This is a genomic window from Myroides sp., from assembly GCF_032073645.1.
Lineage (GTDB): Bacteria > Bacteroidota > Bacteroidia > Flavobacteriales > Flavobacteriaceae > Flavobacterium > Flavobacterium odoratimimum.
The window spans coordinates 348,369-374,548 of record NZ_DAMANB010000001.1; the positions used below are offsets into that span (position 1 = coordinate 348,369).

23 protein-coding genes and 1 pseudogene are annotated in these 26,180 nt (G+C 34.4%); 10 read left to right on the forward strand and 14 right to left on the reverse strand.

The window, feature by feature from the left end; genetic code table 11:
* Positions 1 to 475 precede the first annotated feature (475 nt).
* The 4 genes from udk to scpA are packed head-to-tail and all read left to right on the forward strand — an operon-like array spanning position 476 to position 4,951.
* On the forward strand, positions 476 to 1,084 hold the full coding sequence (udk, locus tag RT228_RS01650; protein WP_006257147.1) for a uridine kinase: 609 nt from the start codon (positions 476 to 478) through the stop codon (positions 1,082 to 1,084).
* Between the two features lie 17 nt (positions 1,085 to 1,101).
* Positions 1,102 to 1,425: an FtsB family cell division protein gene (locus RT228_RS01655; protein ID WP_006257148.1), complete on the forward strand. Its 324-nt coding sequence runs from the start codon at positions 1,102 to 1,104 to the stop codon at positions 1,423 to 1,425.
* A 22-nt stretch (positions 1,426 to 1,447) separates the two neighbouring features.
* Positions 1,448 to 2,818: a methylmalonyl-CoA mutase subunit beta gene (locus RT228_RS01660; RefSeq protein WP_006257149.1), complete on the forward strand. Its 1,371-nt coding sequence runs from the start codon at positions 1,448 to 1,450 to the stop codon at positions 2,816 to 2,818.
* A 3-nt stretch (positions 2,819 to 2,821) separates the two neighbouring features.
* Positions 2,822 to 4,951: a methylmalonyl-CoA mutase gene (scpA, locus tag RT228_RS01665; protein ID WP_006257150.1), complete on the forward strand. Its 2,130-nt coding sequence runs from the start codon at positions 2,822 to 2,824 to the stop codon at positions 4,949 to 4,951.
* Between the two features lie 481 nt (positions 4,952 to 5,432).
* Here scpA and RT228_RS01670 read toward each other — a convergent pair whose 3' ends face one another.
* Positions 5,433 to 6,032 (reverse strand): hypothetical protein, encoded by a 600-nt coding sequence (locus RT228_RS01670; RefSeq protein ID WP_006257152.1) that lies wholly within the window; start codon positions 6,030 to 6,032, stop codon positions 5,433 to 5,435.
* Between the two features lie 201 nt (positions 6,033 to 6,233).
* On the opposite strand from RT228_RS01670, the gene RT228_RS01675 reads away from it, so the two are divergent.
* Both RT228_RS01675 and RT228_RS01680 read left to right on the forward strand, forming a co-directional pair.
* On the forward strand, positions 6,234 to 7,481 hold the full coding sequence (locus tag RT228_RS01675) for a DEAD/DEAH box helicase (protein WP_006257153.1): 1,248 nt from the start codon (positions 6,234 to 6,236) through the stop codon (positions 7,479 to 7,481).
* 52 nt (positions 7,482 to 7,533) lie between these two features.
* Positions 7,534 to 8,199, forward strand: a complete 666-nt coding sequence (locus RT228_RS01680; RefSeq protein WP_006257154.1) for a vancomycin high temperature exclusion protein — start codon at positions 7,534 to 7,536, stop codon at positions 8,197 to 8,199.
* Positions 8,200 to 8,282: 83 nt separating this feature from the next.
* Here RT228_RS01680 and RT228_RS01685 read toward each other — a convergent pair whose 3' ends face one another.
* The 9 genes from RT228_RS01685 to recR all read right to left on the reverse strand — a co-directional run bounded on the left by RT228_RS01685 (position 8,283) and on the right by recR (position 17,510).
* A complete protein-coding gene (locus tag RT228_RS01685; RefSeq protein ID WP_006257155.1) occupies positions 8,283 to 9,674 on the reverse strand; it encodes a hypothetical protein in 1,392 nt (463 codons plus the stop codon).
* A gap of 21 nt (positions 9,675 to 9,695) precedes the next feature.
* On the reverse strand, positions 9,696 to 10,631 hold the full coding sequence (locus tag RT228_RS01690; protein ID WP_006257156.1) for a hypothetical protein: 936 nt from the start codon (positions 10,629 to 10,631) through the stop codon (positions 9,696 to 9,698).
* 7 nt (positions 10,632 to 10,638) lie between these two features.
* A complete protein-coding gene (locus RT228_RS01695; RefSeq protein WP_006257157.1) occupies positions 10,639 to 11,586 on the reverse strand; it encodes a DUF6175 family protein in 948 nt (315 codons plus the stop codon).
* A complete protein-coding gene (locus tag RT228_RS01700; protein WP_006257158.1) occupies positions 11,576 to 12,082 on the reverse strand; it encodes a hypothetical protein in 507 nt (168 codons plus the stop codon). Before RT228_RS01700 ends, RT228_RS01695 begins: the two co-directional genes overlap by 11 nt.
* Before the next feature lie 45 nt (positions 12,083 to 12,127).
* A complete protein-coding gene (locus RT228_RS01705) occupies positions 12,128 to 12,628 on the reverse strand; it encodes a hypothetical protein (protein ID WP_006257159.1) in 501 nt (166 codons plus the stop codon).
* Between the two features lie 427 nt (positions 12,629 to 13,055).
* Positions 13,056 to 13,586: a hypothetical protein gene (locus tag RT228_RS01710; RefSeq protein ID WP_006257160.1), complete on the reverse strand. Its 531-nt coding sequence runs from the start codon at positions 13,584 to 13,586 to the stop codon at positions 13,056 to 13,058.
* Between the two features lie 266 nt (positions 13,587 to 13,852).
* Complete coding sequence (feoB, locus tag RT228_RS01715) at positions 13,853 to 16,030, reverse strand: ferrous iron transport protein B (RefSeq protein WP_006257161.1); 2,178 nt, start codon at positions 16,028 to 16,030, stop codon at positions 13,853 to 13,855.
* A 24-nt stretch (positions 16,031 to 16,054) separates the two neighbouring features.
* Entirely contained in the window at positions 16,055 to 16,288 is a 234-nt protein-coding gene (locus tag RT228_RS01720; protein ID WP_006257162.1) for a ferrous iron transport protein A, read from the reverse strand.
* A 601-nt stretch (positions 16,289 to 16,889) separates the two neighbouring features.
* Complete coding sequence (gene recR / locus RT228_RS01725) at positions 16,890 to 17,510, reverse strand: recombination mediator RecR (RefSeq protein ID WP_006257163.1); 621 nt, start codon at positions 17,508 to 17,510, stop codon at positions 16,890 to 16,892.
* Positions 17,511 to 17,676: 166 nt separating this feature from the next.
* Here recR and RT228_RS01730 point away from each other — a divergent pair, with 166 nt between their 5' ends.
* Positions 17,677 to 19,179 carry a sodium:solute symporter gene (locus tag RT228_RS01730; protein ID WP_006257164.1) on the forward strand — a complete coding sequence of 501 codons (1,503 nt, stop codon included), beginning with the start codon at positions 17,677 to 17,679 and terminating at the stop codon, positions 19,177 to 19,179.
* Between the two features lie 46 nt (positions 19,180 to 19,225).
* Here RT228_RS01730 and RT228_RS01735 read toward each other — a convergent pair whose 3' ends face one another.
* On the reverse strand, positions 19,226 to 19,582 hold the full coding sequence (locus RT228_RS01735) for a CoA-binding protein (RefSeq protein WP_006257165.1): 357 nt from the start codon (positions 19,580 to 19,582) through the stop codon (positions 19,226 to 19,228).
* Between the two features lie 228 nt (positions 19,583 to 19,810).
* On the opposite strand from RT228_RS01735, the gene RT228_RS01740 reads away from it, so the two are divergent.
* From RT228_RS01740 to RT228_RS01750, 3 genes are all read left to right on the forward strand, one after another.
* Positions 19,811 to 20,521, forward strand: coding sequence for an OmpW/AlkL family protein (locus RT228_RS01740; RefSeq protein ID WP_006257166.1), 711 nt, complete (start codon positions 19,811 to 19,813; stop codon positions 20,519 to 20,521).
* Between the two features lie 112 nt (positions 20,522 to 20,633).
* Positions 20,634 to 21,956, forward strand: coding sequence for an MATE family efflux transporter (locus RT228_RS01745; protein WP_006257167.1), 1,323 nt, complete (start codon positions 20,634 to 20,636; stop codon positions 21,954 to 21,956).
* A gap of 95 nt (positions 21,957 to 22,051) precedes the next feature.
* On the forward strand, positions 22,052 to 24,004 hold the full coding sequence (locus RT228_RS01750) for a heavy metal translocating P-type ATPase (protein ID WP_006257168.1): 1,953 nt from the start codon (positions 22,052 to 22,054) through the stop codon (positions 24,002 to 24,004).
* Positions 24,005 to 24,044: 40 nt separating this feature from the next.
* Here RT228_RS01750 and RT228_RS01755 read toward each other — a convergent pair whose 3' ends face one another.
* The 3 genes and pseudogenes from RT228_RS01755 to RT228_RS01765 all read right to left on the reverse strand — a co-directional run bounded on the left by RT228_RS01755 (position 24,045) and on the right by RT228_RS01765 (position 26,015).
* Complete coding sequence (locus tag RT228_RS01755) at positions 24,045 to 24,650, reverse strand: hypothetical protein (RefSeq protein ID WP_006257169.1); 606 nt, start codon at positions 24,648 to 24,650, stop codon at positions 24,045 to 24,047.
* A complete protein-coding gene (locus RT228_RS01760) occupies positions 24,637 to 25,077 on the reverse strand; it encodes an RNA polymerase sigma factor (protein WP_006257170.1) in 441 nt (146 codons plus the stop codon). The genes RT228_RS01755 and RT228_RS01760 overlap by 14 nt, the downstream gene beginning before the upstream one ends.
* Before the next feature lie 80 nt (positions 25,078 to 25,157).
* Positions 25,158 to 26,015: pseudogene (locus tag RT228_RS01765) on the reverse strand (TraB/GumN family protein).
* Between the last annotated feature and the right edge of the window lie 165 nt (positions 26,016 to 26,180).

Below are 26,180 nucleotides of genomic sequence, written 5' to 3' on the forward strand. Positions count from 1 at the left end.
CACTCCTTCGACAAACAACACCTCAGCTCCACTAAACTCGGCTTATTGTCCATGTATTGTCGAGCAATTTCTATACAACCCTATATTTTACAAGGGGTAAGCAACATATAATCCATACAGTAAAAAAACACAAAAACAAAACAAGTAACTATAAATCAACCAATTAATAAAAAACATACTTAAAAAAAAGTATATCATTTATTTTGAAAAACAATCAAATTGACCGCTAAAAACTACTTTTTAGAAAAAAAAGAGGGTATACATTCTATAAAAAGAAGATTTTAAAGCTCAAAAAGGAATTAAAAACAAAAAAAGAACAATCCTTTTTTAAAATACAGCTCAATATAAGGAGTCTGAATCAGCATATAGAAGCTTATTAAACTTTTGATAATAAAAGCCAAAAAACAGTGAATCGATAAAAAATGTTTCTATGCAAGATTATTAATTTATACTTTTGCTAAAAATATATTATAACATGCTTATTATAGGAATTGCAGGAGGTACTGGAAGTGGTAAAACTACAGTAGTTCAACAAATTATAAATGAACTACCCGAAACTGAAGTTGGAGTTATATCACAAGATTCATACTACAAGGCGACTGATAATCTTTCGTTAGAAGAAAGAACGTTAATTAACTTTGACCACCCTCGTTCAATTGACTTTGAATTATTGGTAAAACACCTAAAAGAATTAAAAGAAGGAAACAGTATTAACCAACCTGTTTACTCGTTCGTGAAACACAATCGTACTGATGATTATATCTTAACTCACCCTCGTAAAGTAATGATCGTAGAAGGTATTCTTATTCTATGTCATCCAGAGCTACGCGATATGTGTGACATTAAGATATTCGTTCACGCAGATTCTGATGAGCGTCTGATTAGAAGATTAAAGAGAGATATAGCTGATAGAGGTAGAGATATGATGGAAGTGGTAAACAGATATCAAACAACTTTAAAGCCGATGCACGACCAGTTTATCGAGCCTTCTAAGGCATTCGCAGACATCATTATCCCTAATGATACCTATAATACTGTTGCTATCGATATTGTTCGTACAGTTATTAATGAAAAAATCGGTTAATTTACTATCTTTAGGCTATGAAAATAGTTGAGACCCTAAAAAATTATAAATATGTAAGCCTACTAAAAAATCCTTTTTTTTTAGTAGGTCTTTTATTTGTAATTTGGATAATATTTTTTGACAGTTCTTCTTTATTAGAACAGCGGGTTATAGATCAAGAGATTAACAAGCTGGAGGACAATAAGAAGTACTTCGAAAACGAAATAGCAAAAGATAGACAGGCTATCAAAGGTCTAAAAAGTGGAGACGCTACAGAAAAATATGCTCGTGAAAATTATTATATGAAGCGGGAGAATGAAGATGTCTTTATTATAGAGTTTGACACACTGTCTGCACAATAAGTTTCACTACCAACCAAAAATTATGACTAACCAATTATTCGAAGAATTTGAAAAAGTTTCTTCTAAGGCGTGGAAAAACCAAATACAGTTTGAGTTAAAAGGCGCTGACTACAATGAAACACTTGTTTGGGAAAGTTTAGAGGGAATTAAGGTAAAGCCATTCTATCACAATGATGCTGATCACCGTCCGATTCCTGTACAGACTAGTACCTCTCATTTTAACATTGTACAGAGGGTATACGTTTTTGATATTGAGAGATCGATAGCAAAGACGCTTGATACACTTAATAGAGGAGCTGAAGTGATCTACTTCACGATAGACAATCCTTCTATAGATGCTACAGAATTATTAACTGCACTACCAAAAACGCACCAATACTTCTTCGTATTTAACTTCCTAGATACTGCATATACTAGAAAGTTATCTACCTATGCTACTAGCAATGGATATCAGATAACAATCTTATTAGACCCTATACACCAACTAACAACTGATGGTAACTGGTACACTAACCTGAACAGCGACCTAAGTAATCTAAATGAATGTGTAGGTATAGCTAATAATGTAGCTATTCATGTGGATGCTACTGTGTACCAAAATGCTGGTGCTAATATGACGCAGCAGTTAGCATACGCACTAGCTCATCTAAATGAGTACCTCAACAGAGTAGAGCTAAAGAATACTCCTATTTATATAGAAACAGCTGTAGGAACCAACTATTTCTTCGAAATAGCAAAACTACGTGCACTTCGCTTACTAGCAGAGCTAGTAACTAAAGAATACAACACAGATGCGAAGATACACATCATCGCTATCCCTACTAAACGAAACAAAACATTATATGACTATAATGTGAATATGCTACGTACTACTACGGAGTGTATGAGTGCTGTATTAGGAGGTGCTGACTTGATTAGTAACTTAGCTTATGATGCTATCTATCACAAAGAGAATGAATTCGGAGATCGTATATCTCGTAACCAACTCTTAATCTTAAAACAAGAAAGTTATTTCGATGCAGTGGACAATCCTGCTGAAGGGGCATACTATATCGAATCACTTACTGCTCAATTAGCTGAGAAAGCATTAGAGCTGTTTAAATCAATAGAAAAAGCAGATGGATTAATCACTTCTCTAATCGAAGGAACAATCCAGAAAAAAATAAATGAAAGTGCTCAAAAAGAACAAGAGCTTTTCAACAATGGTAAAGAAGTCCTATTAGGTACTAATAAGTATCCTAATCCTCAAGATGTGATGAGTCACGACCTTGAGTTATTCCCTTTTGTTAAACAGAATCCTCGTAAGACGCTTATCGTTCCGATTATAGAGAAACGACTGGCAGAAAGCTATGAACAAAATAGATTAGAGGAAGAAAAATCAACTAAACAATAAGGCATGAAAAGAAAGGACTTACAACATTTGACTATAAATACCTCAACAGTGAGAACACAGTCAGAAGCATCTGACTTCACTACTGCTGAAGGTATCGATATAAATAAAGTCTACAGTAAAGCTGACTTAGATAAAGTAGAACACATAGGCTTCGGAGCAGGGTTTGCGCCTAACTTACGTGGTCCTTATGCTACCATGTACGTACGCCGCCCATGGACTATACGTCAGTATGCGGGATTCTCTACTGCGGAAGAGAGTAATGCATTCTACAGACGTAACTTGGCTGCTGGACAAAAAGGACTATCTGTAGCCTTCGACTTAGCTACTCACCGTGGGTATGACTCGGATCACGAGCGCGTAGTAGGTGATGTAGGTAAAGCTGGAGTAGCGATAGATAGCGTAGAGGATATGAAGATCTTATTCGATCAGATACCTCTAGGTGAGATGTCTGTATCTATGACGATGAACGGAGCTGTGCTTCCTGTTCTGGCTTTCTACATTGTAGCTGCTATGGAACAAGGAGTAGATAAGAGACTATTGTCAGGTACGATACAGAATGATATTCTAAAAGAGTTTATGGTGCGTAATACATATATCTACCCTCCTACTCCTTCTATGAAGATCATCGCTGACATCTTTGACTACACGAGTACTCATATGCCGAAGTTTAACTCTATCTCTATCTCTGGATATCATATGCAAGAGGCAGGTGCTACAGCAGATATTGAGTTAGCTTATACCTTGGCAGATGGACTAGAATATATCCGTACTGGACTTAATGCTGGTATGAAGATAGATGACTTCGCTCCTCGACTGTCATTCTTCTGGGCGATAGGAATGAACCACTTCATGGAAATCGCTAAGATGCGTGCAGGTCGTATGCTATGGGCTAAGTTGCTAAAACAGTTCGAACCTAAATCTGATAAATCACTAGCTCTGCGTACACACTGTCAGACCTCTGGATGGAGTCTTACAGAGCAAGACCCGTTTAACAATGTGGCTCGTACTGCTATAGAAGCTGCTGCGGCTGCGTTCGGTGGGACACAGTCTCTACACACGAATGCGCTAGATGAGGCTATCGCCTTACCAACAGATTTCTCTGCGCGTATTGCTCGTAATACACAGATATTCTTACAAGAAGAGACTAAAATATGTAAAACAGTAGATCCTTGGGCAGGTAGTTATTATGTAGAGAGTCTTACACAAGAGATCGCTGAGAAAGCGTGGGCGCTGATAGAAGAAGTAGAAGAGTTAGGTGGGATGACTAAGGCTATCGAAGCAGGTATTCCTAAACTTCGTATAGAAGAAGCAGCTGCTCGTAAACAAGCTCGTATTGATAGTGGACAAGATGTTATCGTAGGAGTAAATAAGTATCGTCTTGAAAAAGAAGATCCATTACATATCTTGGAAGTAGATAATCAGACTGTGCGCAAGGCTCAGATAGATCGTCTAAACCATATTAAAGCTACTCGTGATAATACTAAAGTAGCTGAAGCACTAGCTGCATTAACACAATCAGCTAAGACTGGAGAAGGTAACCTACTAGCTCTAGCAGTAGAAGCTGCTACACATAGAGCTACATTAGGAGAGATAAGTGACGCGTTAGAAAGCGTATTCGGAAGATTTAAAGCACAAATCCAATCTGTAAGTGGTGTGTATAGCAAAGAAATAAAAGATGATAAGAGCTTTAAGAAAGCTCGTGAACTAGCTGATAAATTCGCTGAAGTAGAAGGTCGTCGTCCTCGTATTATGATTGCGAAGATGGGGCAAGATGGTCATGACCGTGGAGCTAAGGTAGTTGCTACTGGTTATGCTGACGTTGGATTTGATGTGGATATAGGTCCGTTATTCCAAACGCCTGCAGAAGCTGCTAAACAAGCTGTAGAAAATGATGTACACGCATTAGGAGTTTCTTCTCTAGCTGCAGGTCATAAAACGTTAGTTCCTCAAGTAATAGAGGAGTTAAAGAAATACGGTAGAGATGATATTATGGTTATCGTAGGTGGGGTTATTCCTGCTCAAGATTACCAATTCTTATTCGATGCTGGCGCAGTAGCTGTATTTGGCCCTGGTACTAAAATCAGTGATGCAGCAATTACAATGTTAGAAATACTATTAGGTAATGATATGTAATCATCATATGGTTATAAAAAGTAAAAGCTCTTCAGTGATTCTGAAGAGCTTTTACTTTTTTATAATTCATCCGAATAAAAACTATATTCGTGATAAACAATGGACTTGTATATATCAGTATGACTAAAATTTTATACTGTATTATAGCCAAAATAATTGCAACTATAAATGGAGATAATAATACAGCTATCCACAACCATCTTTTTTTCATTGATACTTTTGCCAGACTATAAACGAGGTACTTTTTGTTAAGTTTATATAGGGTTAGAATAACAACACTTACCACTAATGTAAGCAATAAACAAAAAAGTATACCTGATGCCTCAACAAAGACACTAAGACCAAGTATAAAACTAACGATAACAAGGAAGTAGAATAATAGTACATAAACTACAGCGTAGAATAAGTCTTTCATAAAATAAATATAATACTAGTAGTTAGACTTTACAGTACTAATAGATTGTCTCCCTGATTATCTTCTTTAGAAAAGGCCTTTTATAGTATCTACTACATTATATTCTATCAATACAGATACTAAGCATATCACTACGATAACACTTAAGATATAGATAAACTTAAGCATCCATCCTAAATCTTCCATTACAAACTGTTTTGCTGTAAAAGTATCAGGTCTATCTCTATCGTAAGTAATATCGAACTCTTCTCCTACAGGGTTATAGTCTCGTAGAGCTATGTATTTTTCATTATAAGGGTACTCGAAGTCAGTATCTTCTAGTTCTGGTTTATTCAATTTATACTGCATAGGTTTACCACGCACTATTTTGTTGTCTTTAGTAGTGAACTCTACGATAAGAATCTCTTTTTTCACATCTCCTCTACGGCTAGTAGCTAGGTCTTCATCGAAGTTTAGGTATGATTCATATTGTACTATTTTAGCTGTTGTGGTTATCCCTGCATATTTTAAACGCTGATTAGTGGTGTAGACCTTAATCATTGCTAAAAGTAGTAATACAGGTATAAATAATAATAGATAAATCATATCCTGAATAGCTGCATATATAACTATGACAATCATAATAATTGCTGCAGGATAGTATATTTTTTCAAGTTGTCTGACCATAATAAAGTAATTTACATTACAATTTAATCATTTTTTTATTAATACGAAAAATAGATGCTTAGAAAATAGACTAGTTACTATACATACTGACAATAAAGAGCATTCCTCTACATACAATGCAAAAAGAAAAAGCTTATCAATAGCACTTCGTGTAATAAAAATAAAATAAAGTACCTTTGTATCCATAAATAGATGAAGTATATGACATTCGAAGACTTACAATTAAATAAGAATATATTACGTGCCATAGATGAGCTAGGTTACAAAGAACCTACTCCTATTCAACAAAAAGCAATCCCTTTTATCTTAGCTGAAAAGGATTTGATAGGATGTGCACAAACTGGTACAGGTAAAACAGCTGCCTTTGCAATGCCTATTATTCACTATTTACACAAACTTGGAAATACTAAAAAAGCAAAGAAAGCTAAAGTACTGATCGTAACTCCTACTCGTGAACTAGCTGTTCAGATAGGCGATAACTTCGAAAAATACGCTAAGTATACTAATGTGACGTATATCACACTATATGGAGGTATGTCTATCAAACCTCAAATAGAACAATTAAACAAAGGAGCAGATGTTATCATTGGTACTCCTGGTCGATTATTAGATCTATACAAACAAAAACATTTAGACTTAGATCATCTACACTTCTTAGTATTAGATGAAGCTGACTTAATGTTAGATATGGGGTTCATTGATGATGTCAAAAAGTTAATACAACTTACTCCTTCTAATAGACAAACCTTATTATTTTCTGCTACGATGCCACTCCCTATTAGAGAGTTAGCCCATGAATTCTTACAAAAACCAGAATATGTAGCAGTAGATCCTATTTCTTCAACTGCACAATCTGTTAAACAAAAAGTGTACTTCGTAGAGAAAGGTGACAAGAAAAAGTTATTATACCATATCATTCGTAACGAAAAGTTATCTGATGTACTTGTATTTACTCGTACAAAGGCAGGTGCTGATACTGTAGTAGAATCACTTAAAAAGAATGGTGTCAACGCTGAGCCATTCCATGGAGATATGTCACAAACAGCTAGACAAGCTGCTTTAGATAGCTTTAAAAACAAAGAAACAAAAGTACTAGTAGCTACTGATATAGCTGCACGAGGGATTGATATAGATAATCTACCTGTTGTAATTAACTACGACTTACCGAATATCCCAGAAACCTTTGTACACCGTATCGGGCGTACTGGTAGAGCTGGTAATGATGGAGTAGCTATCTCTTTCTGTGATAAATCTGAGAAGACCTATTGGGAGGCTATTTGTAAGTTCGGTAGATTACAACCAAAGATTGTTACGGATCATCCTTTCCCTTGGAAAGAGACTACTACTAAAGATGGTCAAACTCCTAAAAAAGATTATAGAAAAAAACCTGGTCAGAGCAATTCTCGTAAATCAGAAAACTCAAAAAAGAATAAAAAACGTTGGTATTAGTACTAACGTTTTTTGCTTTATATTTGATCTTAACAATTGCTATTATACAACTATGAAAAAGATCTTTAAATACACTTTCTACTTAGCACTACTCGCCTTATTCCTTATATGGTTTGCAAACTATAGAGTAACTAATACTACCAAAGAACAACTGTACAGCTCTGTTCATGAAATACCTCATAACAAAGTGGGTATGGTACTCGGAACTACTAAATTACTTGCAGGAGGCTATGTAAACTACTACTTCACCTATAGAATAGAAGCTACAGCAGCTCTCTATAAAGCAGGCAAAATAGATTATATCGTAGTGAGTGGAGACCACAGTCGCAATGACTATAACGAACCTAAAGATATGGAACAAGCCCTTATAGAACAAGGTGTTCCTAAAGAAAAGATATACCTAGATTATGCAGGACTACGTACATTAGACTCTGTCTATCGAATGCAAGCTATCTTTGGACAAGATAGTTTTACAATTATCTCTCAACCCTTTCACAATGAAAGAGCTGTCTACATAGCTAACCATCTTGATCTTAAAACAGTTGCTTATAATGCGCAAGATGTCTCTCGTAACTTTGGTTTTAAAACCATGCTTAGAGAAAAGTTCGCTAGAGTAAAGGTATTATTAGATAACCTAATCAATAAAAAACCTAAACACCTAGGAGCTCCTGTTCAAATAGGAGAAGGTATAATACAAGAAAGAGCTCAAGATAAATAACCTTGAGCTCTTTCTATAAAAACAAAGCCCCTGAAAGATCAGGGACTTTGTGCGCAAAAAAATATTAACAAAATACTCGAATGTTAATTAATTTGTCTAATTAACATACCTGGGTAAATGTTCTTAGCGTTACCAGAGAATGAAGTAGCTTTAATCTTTTGTACTTCACCTGCATTATTTGCAGCATTCTCAGCTTGTTCTACATCAGCCTCGAATCGGTTATCCCATATTTTATTTTTCTCAGCTTTAATAACTGTAACTCTTTTATATTTTGTAACCTTAGTTTCTGGATCTTCAGTTTTCTCTAATACTTCAAATTTATCACCAGCCTCTACATCTTCTTTCATACCAATGAATGCTGTAATCTCAGACTCAGTTGTAGCAAGAGGAGTTTTAGTACGGAAAGGCTCATATTTCTTCTGTAATTTAGCAATTACATTATCAATAGAACGAACAGCGGCACGCTCTACCAATTCTTTTTCAGAAACTTTAGAGAAAGTAGTAGATTGAATATCTGCCCAAGCAGTTTCTGTTCCTACTAATTTTAATTTAAACAATCCAGATTTGATAAACTGATCAGCGCTGTTTGCATTGTAGTATTTTGTATAGAATGTAGCTGCGGCTTCCTCAGTCCAATCTAATTGGAATAAGAATGCTGTCGCTTTTACCACATATCCTTTACCTGCAACAGAAGCTCCTGATTGTACCGCAGAGTTAGTAGTCGCAGCTGCTTTACCTCCAATTAATCCAGTAACAGCAGCAGTCGTAGCTGACAATTGTCTAGCCATTTCTTCTTTACTAATATAGTTAAAACGTACTCCTACTACGAATGTATTAGAAATTAAGTTCTCTCCTGCATCTTCTAACATTGCTTTACCTCTAGTTGATTTATCAGCAATATCTTTATCAAATACAGAAGCATTGTATAATCCACGTTCTTTGATCAGCTCCATATTATAAGGAGATTGAGTAGACGCATCATATTTACCTGCATTAAACCATTTAGCAACTAACTTATCTCCAACATTATTCTGAGCTAAGAACTTGATAAATTGAGCTGTTACTTTATCAGTACTAGTAGTATCTACCACACCTGCAGTGTTATCACTAGCTACACTCTTACCGAATTTACCTAGAGACTTACCTAACCCACCTTTTTTCTTACCAGAGTCTTCTTTTCCTCCAACAGCAGCAATCTCTGCTTCTGTTACTGGATATTGACTAGGTTTAAAAGAACGTAAAGACTTATCTAAGTTATGGTCATTAAACTTCTCTGGAAGAGGTGTTTTAAAGAATGTCTCTTTAATGATTTGTCCTTTTAAGTTTCCATTTCCATTAATACCGTGGTCATCCACGATGATAGTATATAATGAACTACGCATATAGTCATCAGCTACTTGTTTTTTATCTTGAGCAAAAGCTGCAATTGATGATACTACTAATGAAGCAGTAATCATAAATGTTATTTTATTCATATTAGTATTTTTTTTTGAGTATTATCTTCTTAAGACAACATAAGTGTCTCCTTTTCTTTTAGCAAATGCAGTACCAACAGCTTTCCATGCCTCGATTCTTTGTTGCTCTAAACTTACTGCATCATTGTACATTTTAATTTCAAAGTCTAGATCAGCTTTTACCTGTGCCTTCATCTCGCGTTGTAAAGCTATCGCAGCTGAATAACACTTAGATTCTGGGAAAATAGTTACTAAGTATTGACCAGCTTCATGTGCTCCATAAGCATCTTGCTGTGCATTCCATGCAGCCTTAGCCTTATTAAAGTTTTCCATACAAGCATGATCTACATACAACTGATAAACTTTTTCAGCAGCTTTCATACCTGCATCATAACCTTTACTACACTCTGGAATCGCTGTTAATAAAAACATCGCTTCTTCAAAGTTTTTTTGGTTAGCTAAGCTTTCTGCTTTCTTGATTATAGTAGTATAATTCCCATCATAGTATGCTATAATCTTCTTCTTACTATCTTCTATAAAAGCAACTACATCTTTATTCTTTGCATTTAGCTTTTTAAATGCATTGATATAAGCCTTAGTTTCACTCTCACCGACTCCTTTTAAGTTTACTGAAGTTGATGCAAATACCTTTTGCCCAAAAGAATCACCAATGAATAAATTCATCTCTAAGTCTAATACAAAAGATCTGGGTGGGCCAGGTAGTATATTCTTTTCTACTACATTAAACTCAGGTGTAATAGCGAACTGAGCATAACCATCTGAAGAGCCTAATCCATTAGCTGCAACTATACTTTTTAACTTAGTCTTTAATTGTCCCTCTGCTCCAGAGTATAAACCATCTGTCTGCTCAGGTATAGAAGCCATTAATGATATCTCACATTTATCTGTTTGACCATATGTAAACAAACTCGCGAATAACAATAAGGCTACAGATATTTTTCCTATAACTCTATTCATAGTGCTCTTATTTCTCTCCGATTACTAAAGCAGCTCTTCCTAATCCTCTGTTGATTAATTTAGCATCTAAATTATATGGTGCTTTCTTTAAGAAAGTTCTTAACTCACGAGCAAAACCATCGGTGTCCTGAGCCATACCATTAGCTTTATAAAGAGGAATACGTACACTCTCATATAAAGTCATTGTCTCTGTAGCATCTGCTTTACTAAAACGGTGATTAACTGTTTTCTCTGCTAACCAGTTATCAATAACCTCTGTTAACTCAGTTCCATCAAACTCAGTTTCTAAATCAACACCTGATCCATTGTCAAATACTAAAATATCTAGTGTTACCTCTCTTCCGTTTGTTAATAAGTCATCGAAGTGAGCTTGTAACTGATTAACGAAACTGTCCATATTCACTAATACAGCTTCTTCTAATAACACAGCTACATCAGCTGAGAAAGATGGTGCTCCAGTACCTTGAGCACCTGCTACTTGTTTACTTGTATAAGCATCTAAAGCTCTTAAGTTATAAGTAATAGACTTCTTAGGTCCTGTAGCATTGATAGTCCAATCTACCTCTAATATAATATCAGACTTAGCTGTACGTCTTACTCTATCTAATGGGCTTTCTGCTAATGCTGCACCAGAAGCTTTACTTGTAATCAAGTTATTCTCAGCATTAGTTTTATTAATAGCTTTCATCGTTGCAGATAAGTCTTTAAGAGGGAATCCTCTATCTGCCATTAGAATATTAATCTTAGAAATTACATTCATCAAATCAGAATGTAAAAGTGCTAATTTATAATCTGGAATATATTCTTCTACCCCTTGGTTATAATATACTTCCATTACTCTATTCTTTGTACACCATGAGTCAGAAGGAACCACCATTAAAGATGGTTTCTTAGCTTGTGCAAACATTCCTACACTCAAAAGGCATAGACAAATAGTCAAAAATTTATTTTTCATAGCTTTTTATTTTTACAATTTTATCTTTTTCAAGTTTTTTAATTATCTCTTTGCGAGCTACAGTTACCTCTACACTATAAGATTCATAACTGATTCCGTGTTTAACCACATTACTTTGAAATGCTGCTCTCTTTACAGAGGTATACTTTCTATTCTTACCTCCTTTTTTAAAGAATTTGTCGAAGTACTTTTTATACTTCTCTTCAGCATTAGGCTCAGTTACGATAGGTTTTACAGAACACTCTCTTTTATCCGTTACGATTCCCTGAAACATTACTGTTTTTATAGCCATCTCTTTAGCTTCAGCGATAACCGCACTCCTATTCTTACCAGTAGCATATACTTGTACTACTTCATTACCGTACATATCTGCACTCACACACTCTACTGTCTTACCAGTATAGAAGCTAGCCATAGTATTAGTAGGCTTGCTTTTACACGACAGAACTAAGAGTATTAGAGATAGTACGGATAACCGAATTACTTTATTGATCATCCTATTATTTTTTTAATTAGTAGTACCAGCGTACATATAAGTTGATTAGAATCCAGCAGATAAACTCTTAACGATACCTGCTACTTCTAAGTCTTTACGTAATAAATCTTTAGATACAGATACCACATATCCTACTTTGTATTCTTTTTTACTTACCTTGATTACTTCTGGAACTGAAGAAGAAATAGAAGCATATTTTAAATAAGGACTTTCTTTACCAAAGAAAGTATTGAAGTAATCTGCTTTTTCATGTTGAACTGAAGCATCTTTTATAAGAGGACGTTGAGAAACACACCCTACTCCATTCGCTGCAAAACCACGAAACAAAACTCCATGTACAGCATTTTTCTTAGCTTCTTCATTAGGAATTACAGCCTTATTACTGTACGTCCATATCTTTACTAAGAATGTTCCTTCACTTCCTGTACCTGCACACTCAATATCATATTTCCATTGAGCTGCTTCTTTTTTAGGATTAGAAGCGAAACTTATATGAGCAGAAAAAGTTAATACTGCACATACTAAAACAAGTAGATATCTATTCATTTTTTCAAAACTTTATATTATACAAATATTTTATCTTATATTTTTAACACAAATTTATACCATATAAATAAATAAATTACAAAAAACACTTATACTATTCAAACACATCGTATCAAAGCCAATAAAACCATAATCAAATGGGTGAAAGAATATTTTTTATGAGTAAACCATATAACTATTCACCTCTTTCCTTGTATTATTCAACTATATTATACAAAACAACTAAGAAGAATATCTACTAAATATTTGATTTACTTCATTACATAATTAAACAGATGAATAATAAAAATCTCAATACAGACTAATCAGCACATTATTCATGTACATTATGCACATTTTTTAGCTATATATTAAAAACAAATACCCCCTAACAAACATATTGTCTATTAGGGGGTATCCTATACCTTACTCACTTAACAAAGCGATGCTATAGCTTATCTTTTTGTCTCTTAAGTATCGCTTTCTGTTGTTTATATTCCGCTTTTCTATTATTCTTTGCTATCTTTCTTTTAGAATCATTGTCCTTATAGATGATTTCGATATTTTTAATATCTCTTTCATACTCTATCTCTAACATATCTAACTGGTGCTCTATATCATTCTTATAGCTTTTATTTTGATACTTATGATGAGATGCCTTATCCCACTTCACCTTCTGAGAGTCATTAAGGATAATATAAATATCCTGTCTAAAACTCCTTGCTAACTCTCTCTTTTTTAAACCTTTTTCTCTACCTGACAATGAACGGTCACGTCCTATCGCTTCAAACTCTCTGCCGATAGTACGTTTTCGTTCTATAATCTTAGTCCTTTGACTTTCTGTTAGTTTGTAATACTCTCCTTTATCTAATAACTCCGAAGCACTTACTTCATAATCTGTCTGTTTACTATTCTTAGGTGATTGTGCATATATACTAGTAAAGACTAGCAATGCTCCTAATACTAAAACTCGTCTCATAGCTCATTTTTTTAAAATTAAAAAATGACCTCTATCTCTATAAAGATCATTAGTCAAATAAAACAATTCGCATACAAGGTGACAAACATAAAGAGTTAATTCACATAAAATATGTACTTACACTAAGAGAACCTATATTATCCATCATATAATCTCGTGATTCGCCCAATAATAAAGTAATTCTATAATCATATAAAGAAAATCCCCTTCTCCATATCAAATGAAGAAGGGGATACTATAATAAATATAATTATACTCTTACTAAATTAGGTAAATAAATACCATAACTGCGCTACGACAAAACACACAATAACTCCAAAAAGAACTGGTAATAATGAAGCTATAGTAGTCCACTTCACACTATTCGTTTCTTTATATATCGTATATATCGTAGTACTACATGGATTGTGCAGTAAACTGAACAACATCAAGTTCACTCCTGTCAATGTAGTCCACCCTGCCATGTGCAAGATAGTCGCTATCTCTCCATCCGATACCTCAAACATCACACCAGCGCCTTCACCGATAGAAGCATCTCCTAATACCATAGCAGTCAACATTAATACCGTAGGAATAACAATCTCATTAGCAGGAATAGCTACGATATAAGCTAATAGAATAACTCCATTTAACCCTAAGAAGATACCGATAGGATCTAAACCTTGTATAGTCCATAATGCTATACTCTTATCTCCTATATCAATATTACAGATCAACCAAATAACTGCTCCTGCAGGTGCTGCAAATACAATAGCTCTCCATAATACAATAAGTGTTCTATCAATTAATGATGTATAGATCGTCTGTAATACTCTCGGCGGTCTATAAGGAGGCAATTCTAAGGTAAAGAAAGAAGCCTGCCCTTTTAGCATAGTCTTAGACAGCATCCATGAAGTAAAGAATGTAAATCCTATTCCTAATACCACGATTCCCACTACTGCAAGCGTAGAGATAGTATTAGACAAATACGATGGTACTAAGGCTCCGATAAAGATACTTGCCATCAATATCTGTGTAGGCCAACGACCATTACACAGCGAAAAGTTATTCGTAATGATAGCGATTAGCTTTTCTCGAGGACTATTAATAATACGAGTAGAGACCACTCCAGCAGCATTACATCCGAATCCCATACTCATTGTCAAAGCTTGCTTACCATGTGCTCCTGCCCCTTTAAAAAGTCGATCTAGGTTAAATGCTACTCTTGGTAGATACCCAAAATCTTCTAATAAGGTAAACAGAGGGAAGAATATAGCCATAGGTGGTAACATTACTGCTATAACCCAAGCTGTAGCTAGATATACTCCATCTACTAAAAACCCTGATAACCACCATGGAAAATGAAGACTCTCTGCTCCACTCTTTAATATAGGATATAACTCTTCTAATAACAATGTTGATAATGCACTAGATGGATAGTTAGACCCGATAATAGTCAGCCATAGAATACCTCCAAGCATCAATAACATAATAGGAAAGCCAAATCGCTTACTCGTCACTACATTATCGATCATTCGATCTACTCTGAACGCGCGCTGATTCATATCTGATTTTACAGTGCTCTTCACTGTCTTCGATACTTGAGTGAAGATAGCCCCAGCCACATTATCAGAATAGTCTAATCCTAGCTTCTCATGATAATGAGCTGCTAACGTTATCACCTCTTTTATATTTTCATTATTGACTTTAGTAGATAACGTTTGGTTCACTAAAGCGGACTGAATAGTAGTATCTTGTTGTATCAATCTCATCGCTAGCCATGACGGACTAGGCAAATCCGCATCTATAGCTAATAACTTAGAAGCTACCTGCTGTACTGCCTCACGAGATTCTCCAGATATACCAGATATTGTCTTATGCTCAGGCACATATTTACCTGTTGCTACTTGATCTATTGCTACTAATAAGTCTGTAATACCTTCTTTTCTTCTTGCAGAAGTAGGGATCACAGGTACTCCTAGATCACGAGATAACCCTCTCACGTCTATTTCTACACCATGGCGCTGAGCCTCATCCATCAGATTCAGACACACCACCACCTTATTCGTAATCTCCTGTATCTGTACTACTAAGCTAAGATGACGTTCTAGTCGACCAGCATCTACCACTACTACAGTGACATTAGGGCGACCAAATAAAATAAAATCTCGTGCTACCTCTTCATCTTCAGAAGTAGACATCAGTGAGTAAGTACCCGGAAGGTCGATTATCTTATACTTACTATCCTTAAACTGAAAGTTTCCTTCTGCACGTGTAACTGTTTTTCCTGGCCAGTTTCCAGTATGTTGTTTTAGACCAGTAAGAGCATTGAAGATTGTGCTCTTACCTGTATTTGGATTTCCTGCTAGAGCGATAGTATAATCAAACTTACCAGATGACTCCCCTAGTTTTTTTAATTCTGCTGTTGCATTAAGATCACAAATATCACAGGCTGATTGCGCCATAATTTTTTTCCCTTCTTTTATAATTTAATTAGCTAAAGTCACTAATACCATCTCTGCATCCTCTTTTCTCAACGAAATGATAGTATTATAGATAGAATAAGCTACAGGATCCTTTAGTGGGCTGATATTATGGATATATATTTCAGCACCAGGAACAAACCCTAAGTCTAAGAAACGCTGATGTACCTCCACAGGACATCCTCGCTTTATACCTTGTATAGTAGCTTTTTCTCCTTTAGCTAGTTCTGATAAATTCATTACAATTTTCTTTAGATGTGTAAAATTACAAAATTAGACAAGCCTAACAATTAATTTAGTGTTAAAACCTCTATATAAAAACATTCTAATTTAAGGTTATGAGTCTATTTATAAGCTAGAAAGCCAATACAGCTATCATAAACAAGCCTTTCATACTATCTTATTATAATACAATTTATTACTCTACCATTATACACATCATTACAAAGCTACTTTATATTCTACCATACTTATAGGGTAATGATCGCATAGTGGTCGCATTAAAAATAGCCAAAACTATGCGACCATTATGCGACCACAAGCCGACCACTATGCGACCACTGCCTGAAAAATAGGGTCACGTCCTACTATAGCTGTACAGATCTTGTTTATAATCCTGCTTTTAACTGTACACTTGTTTTTATAATCTTATGATCTACAAAACAACCTATATAAAGTTAGGATAAAGTATATTATTACTTACTAATCTCAATGTATCTATGCTCTAAAAAAACTTTTCTAAACGAGACAACGTGTATCTCAGACTTAAATCCATAAAAAAAGAGTAATTGGTATGAATTACTAATTACTCTTCTATGATTAACTTTTAAAAATTGTACTACTATACAGCCTTAAATGCATTCTCAAAAGGTACACGGTGTACTAAACTTCTACCTAAGGTCACTTCATCTGCATACTCTAACTCATCCCCTACTGCTATACCTCTAGCGATAGTAGAGGTGATGACACCCGTATCTTTTATCTGTTTATAGATATAAAAGTTGGTCGTATCTCCCTCCATAGTAGAACTCAACGCAAAGATGATTTCTTTTACCTCCCCTGCTTTTACCTTTTCTACTAGAGATTGAATATTTAACTGGCTAGGTCCGATACCATCTATAGGAGAAATCTTACCTCCTAGCACATGGTATATTCCTTTAAATATCTGAGTATTCTCTAACGCCATTACATCGCGTACATCTTCTACGACACATATCGTCTGGTGATCGCGTGCTTCGTTAGCACAGATATCACATAGCTCTGTATCTGATATATTAAAACAACTCTTGCAGAAGATAATATCTTTTCTAAGCTTTAATAGGGCTTCTGCTAAGTGTAGAGTTTGTTCCTCTGGTTGTTTTAATATATGTAACATTAGTCGTAATGCGGTACGCTTACCTATCCCAGGCAATTGTGATACTTCTTCGACTGCTTTTTCTAATAATTTTGAAGGAAATTCCATAACTGCAAAGATAAAAAATAAACTAATAAATAACTCTACTCCTCTAAACTACTACTAGACTTATGCACTCGCCCTATTCTATAATTGATAGCTGTAAAAGCAATAGTTGATATTTCTAAAAAAGAATTACTTTTGGATTCTAAGCATATAAAACAATTAACTTATTATGACTCCAATAACCATTATCACGATTATTATTATCTACTTCGGAATACTGATAGGTATATCTCATTATATCAGTAAAAAAGATAGTAGTAATGACGCATTCTTTAGTGCTAATAAAAATGCTAAATGGTATTTAGTCGCTTTTGGGATGATAGGGACAGCCTTATCAGGGGTAACCTTTATATCCGTGCCAGGAGAAGTAGGCTCTCCTAACGGTGAACAGTTTAAGTATTTTCAATTTGTTTTAGGTAATGCTGTCGGTTTTCTATTAACTGCCTCTGTTTTACTTCCTTTATATTATAAGTATAACTTAGTCTCTATCTATACCTATATAGAGAAGAAGCTTGGGCATTATAGTTATAAGTCTGCGGCTTCTATATTTTTGTTGAGTAGAACGATTGGTTCTGCATTTAGACTATACCTAGTCGTTATCGTATTACAGCGATATGTATTCGATTATTTCGGAATACCTTTCTTTGCTACAGTACTGATCGCCCTATTACTGATCTATGCTTATACTTATAAAGGTGGGTTAAAAACCATTATCGTTACAGATACGTTACAGACCTTCTTCTTAGTTGCCTCTGTTATCTTTACCATCATTTTTATCTGTCACAGTCTAGACCTTTCGGCCGTAGAAGCCTTCGAAACCATAAAAAACAGCAATTATTCTAAGATATTCTTCTTTGAGGATTTCATCTCTTCTAGATACCATTTCTTAAAGCAGTTTATAGGAGGAATATTTGTAACGCTAGCGATGGTAGGATTAGATCAAGATCTTATGCAAAAAAATCTAAGCTGTAAGAACATCAAAGAAGCACAAAAAAACATGTATTCTTTCACAGCTATCTTTGTGGTGATTAACCTATTCTTCTTAGGTGTAGGAGCATTATTATACATCTACGCAGAGAAGAACGGCATCCAAGTACCACTAGATCTAGCTACTGGTAAGCCTAGAACAGATTTACTATTCCCAGAGATTGCTTTTAACTATCTAAATATAGTACCTGCTATCATATTCTTATTAGGGTTGACAGCGGCTACATTTGCTACTACAGACTCTGCTCTGACGGCATTGACTACCTCATTCTGTATAGACTTCTTGCACATGGATAAGAAGAAAGACGATGCGTCTAATGTATGGAAGAGAAAGGTAGTACACCTAGTGTTCTCTTTATTAATGTTCTTAGTGATTATATTATTCAATGCTATTAACGATGCCTCTGTAGTAAGTATGATTTTCAAGATAGCCTCTTATACATACGGACCGCTATTAGGCCTTTTTGCCTTCGCCATTCTATTTAATAATAGAACTGTCAAAGATAAGTTAGTACCTATTATATGTATACTAGCGCCGTTTTTGACGTTATGGTTGAGTAACAACTCTGCTACTTTATTAGGTGGATATGTTTTTGACAATGAGCTAATACTTGTCAATGGATTAATCACAGTACTATTATTACTCTGCACTAGTCAAAGCAAAGCATTAAACAAAATAAATTAAAACAATAAAGGTCTTATGCATTCATAAGACCTTTATTGTTTTATCCCTAGAACTGCTCAGTACGTAGTAGTACTAATGTACAGGCTTCTTCAGACTTAATACCAGCATCAGATAGTTTCTGAACAAACTCATTATTCTCCGTACCCGGATTAAAGATTACACGTCTAGGCTTTAGTTTAATAATCTCATCGTAGTACTCTACTTGCCTTGCAGGATTAAGATATAAGGTCACTGTATCGATATCTTCTCCTGTGTACCATTTAGTATGGATATTGACATCCTCTACCATTCCTTCTCTTAGTCCATGGGCTATTACCTCATGTCCATATTCTCTAAGCATCTTTATTGCTTTATTAGAATACCTTTCTTCTTTTAAAGAAGCACCTACAACTAATGTTTTCATAATTTTTATATTTTTAACAGATTAATCACACAAATACATAAATTAAACCATAGATATATCAAAACATATTATATTTAGAAGCTAATCTACTTAGTTTAATAAATTATATTTTATAAATTTAGCTAATATTTAAACTTTTTTTACAACAAAAAGTATATAAATGATAAAAGTCATATTTCAGATATAAATTTAACAGTAATTTTACTCTAGAAATTTAAAATCTCAATTATGAAAAAGTTACTACTTTCAATTTTAGGAGCTGCATTATTCGTAAGCGGTTCTACATTCGCACAAGAAACGACTAGTGCACCTGAGAAACAAGATTATAAATGGCAAATGCGTCTACGTGGAGTAGGTGTTATTCCTCATAACAGAGCAGATATCGGAATCATCGGTGGACAAATCGATGTAAATAACAACTTTATTCCTGAATTAGATTTCACTTACTTCTTTACAGAAAACTTAGCTGCTGAGTTAATCTTAGGTACTACTAGACATACTGTAGGAACTATTGGGTCAAGTTTAGACAACCCAATTACTCAAGGGCCTAGCACAGCTAACGTAGATTTAGGAAGTGTATACTTATTACCTCCTACATTAATGTTCCAATACCACCACAAATTTGGTGAAGTATTTAAACCTTATGTTGGGGTTGGGGTAAACTACACTATTTTCTATAACGAAAAATCTGGTGTAGCGAAAGATATAAAATATGACAACAAATTTGGTTGGGGTTACCAATTCGGTTTTGATATTGATTTAACAGAGAAATTCTTTATCAACGTTGACTTCAAAAAGTTATTCTTAAAAACAGATGTTACTGTTGATGCTACTAACTTAGTGGCTCCAGGTGTAACAGGTGTTGATCAGTTAAATATTCCTGCAAAAGTAAAATTAGATCCAATGTTAATTGGTTTTGGTGTAGGAATGCGTTTTTAATTATTTAATGAGACATTTTTTTTTACCAGCCTTCTATGTACTGCATAGGAGGCTGGTTTTTTATTGTCTATTATTTAACCGACCTTTGCAACTTTATTGAAAACAATAAGATATGCAAACTACAATCAGTTTTAAAGAAATTAATAAACTAGCTATACCCGCTATTTTTGCAGGGGTATCAGAGTCTTTAATTTCTCTAACTGACATCGCCATCATCGGTAATGTAAAAGAAAATAGTGTAGAGGCATTAGGTGCTGTAGGCTTAGTAGGTTCTTTTCTATCTGCGATAATATGGATCGTAGCACAAACTAAAACTTCTATATCTGCTACCGTATCTCAACATCTAGGAGCCAATAGAATATTCGCTGTAAAGACCCTAGTACCACAGGCTATACTGTTTAACTTTTGTCTTAGTGTTCTGCTATTCATATTCACTACTTTCTTCGTACACGAAATCTTTATCGCTTATAATGCAGAAGGCTTATTACTAACCTATGCTAAAGAATATTACTTAATACGTGCTTGGGGATTTCCGCTTACTCTAATTACCTTCGCTCTATATGGGGTTTTTAGGGGATTACAGAATACAATGTGGGCAATGAAATGTAGCTTAACTGGAGCTATTATCAATGTTGTATTAACGTACTACTTTGTCTTTGGTATAGAGGGGATATTGCCCGCTATGCATATCAAAGGGGCAGCTTATGCTAGTGTGATTGCACAGACGATTATGTTACTTATGGCATTCTATTACTTCTTTAAGCATACTCCTTTTAACCTAAAAGTAAGAAGAACGATTAACCCTTCACTAAAGCCATTAATCATTATGAGCTTTAACTTTATTATTCGTACAGCAACACTTAATGTAGCTATATATTTAGCTAATGCTTATGCCACAGGTTATGGCAAGAGTTACATCGCAGCACAAAGTATACTGATGAATATCTGGTTATTCTTCTCTTTCTTTATAGATGGCTATGCAAGTGCTGGTAATGCAATGTCAGGAAGGCTAGCAGGTGAAAAAAACTACCAGACGATGTGGTCACTCTCTAAGAGTATCAGTAAATACGCTATTATTATTTCACTGATCTTAATCGCTATCTGTGCGATTTTTTATAGACAAATCGGCTTACTCTTCAATCAAGATCCTGAAGTTATCAAGGTATTTATAAGCGTGTTTTGGTTAGTTCTCTTTATGCAACCTATCAACTCTCTTGCTTATATCTTTGATGGAATCTTTAAGGGAATGGGAGATGCTAAAGTACTTCGCAATAATTTACTGTTTGCTACCTTCTGTGGGTTCATCCCTACTCTATTACTGTTTGATTATTTAGATTTCAAATTATACAGTGTGTGGATTGCTTTCGGAGTGTGGATGTGCTGTCGTAGCTTCCCTTTAATGTACTTATTTAAAAAGAATTACGTAGATAAGTAAGCAATGCAACAGCATTGCAAACATGGCTTGACATTATTTATAATGATTATAAGGTGGTACATTTGCTTTAAACAAAAACAAAAAATCATCAAATTATGTGTCAAGAACATTCAAATCATAATCACTCGCATAACCATAGTGATCATAATCATGGACACGACCATGATCATGACCACAGCCACGGAGGAGAAAACACGAAGCTCTTTGTTGGCTTCAGTTTAGTTATGTTTTTTATAGGAGTCTTTCTTGCTAATATTATAAAAGCAGATTGGTTTATCAACAATAATACACTGAGGTTATCTTGGTATATCGTCGCTTATCTACCAGTAGCATTCCCTGTTCTAAAAGAAGCTGTGAAGTTAGGAGGCAAAGGAGATTTCTTTAATGAGTTCTCATTAATGGGAGTAGCTACGCTAGGTGCTTTCTTTATAGGTGAATACCCTGAAGGAGTAGCTGTAATGATATTCTATACCATCGGTGAAATATTCCAAGAGAGCGCTGTAAATAAAGCTAAAGGTAATATCAAGGCTCTACTAGACATACGCCCTAATGAAGCAACAGTATTTAGAAACAATGAATACACTGTTGTCAATCCAGAACAAGTAAGTATCGGAGAGATTATCCAAGTAAAAGTAGGTGAAAAGATTCCATTAGATGGAGAGCTATTAACGGACAAAGGTAGCTTTAATACTTCTGCCTTAACAGGTGAAAGTAAGCCAAGTACTTACGAGAAAGGAGAAACTGTTCTTACTGGGATGATTAACTTACAGAATGTAATCGAGGTTAAAACAACAAAGTTATATCAAGATAGTTCTCTTGCTAAAATCCTTCAAATGGTACAGGAAGCAAGTGCTCGAAAGGCTACAACAGAACTTTATATTAGAAAATTTGCTAAAGTATATACTCCTATCGTATTCTTTCTAGCTGTAGCTTTGACGATTATCCCTTATTTTGTATTAGGAGAAGGATATGAGTTTAAAACATGGTTAGAGCGTGCACTAGTATTCTTAGTAATTTCTTGTCCTTGTGCTTTAGTAATCTCCGTTCCATTAGGATACTTTGGAGGAATCGGGGCTGCTTCTAGAAACGGTATCTTGTTTAAAGGATCAAATTACTTAGAACTAATGGCTAAATTAGACATCGTAGTAATGGATAAAACAGGTACACTTACAGAAGGAGTTTTTAAAGTTCAAAAAGTAGAAACTACAATTGAACAGACAGAATTTGTAAGTATTGTGTCAGCTATTGAAAAACAATCTACACACCCTATTGCGAAGGCAATTGTAGAAGCTTATCCTACTTCCAAAACTGCAGAAGAGGTACATGAGATATCTGGAAAAGGATTAATGGGTAAAGTAGATGGCAAAGAAGTACTAGTTGGTAATACAGCTCTTTTAAAGCACTATAACATTAATTACCCAACAGCGATAGATGATATCGTAGAAAGTATCGTTATCGTTGCTATAAATAAAGAATACAGTGGATATATAACAATTGCTGATCAGATTAAAGTTGACTCTAAGGATGCAATCAAGCTGATGAAATCTCTTGGAGTGAAGAAAACTGTAATGCTAAGCGGTGATAAAAATACTATCACTCAAAAAGTAGCCAAAGAAACCAATATAGATCTAGCATTAGGAGGTTTGCTACCTGAAGGTAAGGTAGAGCAAGTAGAAAAGCTTAAAAAAGAACATCCTAATATGTCTATCGCATTCGTAGGAGATGGAATAAATGATGCACCTGTACTTGCGCTAAGTGATGTAGGTATTGCAATGGGAGGATTAGGAAGTGATGCAGCTATAGAAACAGCTGATGTCGTGATACAGACTGACCAACCTTCTAAGATTGCTACTGCAATGCATATAGGTAAAGAAACACGTAAAATAGTCATTCAGAATATTACACTAGCCTTAGTGGTTAAAGTCATAGTACTTATACTAGGTGCAGGTGGAGTAGCTACGATGTGGGAAGCTGTATTCGCAGATGTAGGAGTTGCCTTACTAGCAATCCTTAATGCTGTTAGAATTCAAAAGATGAAGTTTATATAGCTTAATACAAACAAAAATCCCGATAGTAATCGGGATTTTTTTATTCTTGTTCCTTAAACTGATTTAAGGTATCTTCTATCTGTTTCAGGTATTGTCCATATAGTTTTTTAATCCAATACTTGGCAATAAAATAAATTAGAACAACCATAATAATAGACACTATTCCTAAATACTTTAAAGCATGTAAATCACCTCCCAAAATAAGATCTAATTGAGATGAAGGAGATACAGCTAAAAGCAATAGAATACCAAAAGGAATAAGAGAATAACAAAAGTTCTCATACATTTGAATATACAACTTAACATTGTAATAGCTATCATATAAACTGTCTCTACTGTTTAATTCCAAAGAAGCAGATGTTTTATAAAAGCGATACATCTTCAAAATATAATATCCTGTAATAAGTACAAATATTCCATAGAATAGATAAAAACCTCCTATTCTAGTATCATCTATACGTAACAAACGAGGAGTAAAAGCTATAAAAACAATACTCAAAACCTGTATCCAAATCTCTTTTTTGACATTCCCTCTTATCTTGTCTAATGGTAAACAACCTACTTTTTCATTAAGCTTCTCAGACGCTACTATATCATTAGGCAGTTCCTGTTCCTGCCATGACTTCTTTAAATCATCTAAATTCATAGCCTTGATCTTTAATAATTTCTTGTAATTTACTTTTTGTTCTATTGAGTTTTACCCTAGCATTTCCTTCAGAAATACCAAGATTTCTTCCTATATCTTGATGAGAGAATCCTTCTAAATACAAAAATACGAGTGCCTTCTCTACGTCATTTAATAAATAGATAGCCTTATACAAATAGTGTACTTGGCTTTCTATATCCATATCAACTTCACTTGATTGCATACTTTTCATTTTCTCATCAAAAGCTTCATTTCGTCCAACTACTTGCTTAGCTTTCTTAAAATAAGTAATAGCTGTATTTAAAGCCACTCTATACATCCAAGTAGAGAATTGACTCTGCCCTTGAAAACGAGTATAAGACTTCCACAATTGTAAAACAATTTCTTGATACAAATCGTTTTGATCCTCTTGGTTATCCATATACATCTTAGATACTTTATATAAAATACCTTTATGCTTTTCAATTTGATCTAGAAAAGTTCGTTCTAAAATCTTGCTCACCTTAACTAATTATAAACAGCTTTTACTTGATATCCTTCTTTTTCTAATAACTTCAGAACTCCATACTCTCCACCAAGATGTGCGCTTCCTACAGCAAATACTGTTGACTTCTCCTTCATTATTTCTGGCATCTTAGCTACCCATTTAATATTTCTATTATCTAATAAGTCTTTCTTAAACTCAATTGGTACAAACTTAGGGTCTGTTCCAAACTCATACAATGCTTCAATATCCTAATCTAAGAAAGATTGCTTCATCTCGTTATAATTCTCCTTATATGCGTTAACTTCTTTAAATTGATTGACCAATTCTTTAGGAGAATACATACTTTCCATCACTTTCTGTTGATCAATGAAATATTCTAAACCAATTATTGATTTATTAGCTTGCAATGCTTTCTCAAAAAGTTCTAAATCATATCCTTTAACTTCACATGACACTAACTTAGACATCATTAATCCAACTAAAGCTATAGTTGAAAAGTTATTTACTTGCTCTAGTTCTAAATTATATTCTTCCTTCAGAATAGCCCCAAACTCAGCTAACTCTTCCTGGGACAATTGAGAAGATAAAGATTGCTCTGAAACAAACATTTTTTGCATATATGCCAATTCAACAGGATCACTAAAGTTAACCTCTAAAGTTAATTGCTCTGCGCTATCTAAAGCTTTTTGAACTTTGTCACTAATAATTAATTCATCCTTGCACAAAATGTGAAATGTACCTAAAACATAAGAAGGCTTGTTCAAGCCCTTTCCAGAAACTTCCCATAATAAACTTTTCTCTGATACATTAATATCTTGGGCAATACACTGAAAACTAACTAAAACAAATAATAAAATAAAAGAAAATACACGCTTCATAATTATATAGTATTTATAGGGTTATAATATACATAGTAAGTATAAAATAGAATGAAACGTTACAAAAAAAGATTACTTTTTTATAAGTTCTTTTAAAAGGAATAATATACAAACAAAAAAATCCCCAACCTCATACGAGATTGGGGATTCTATAAAGAAAGGCGG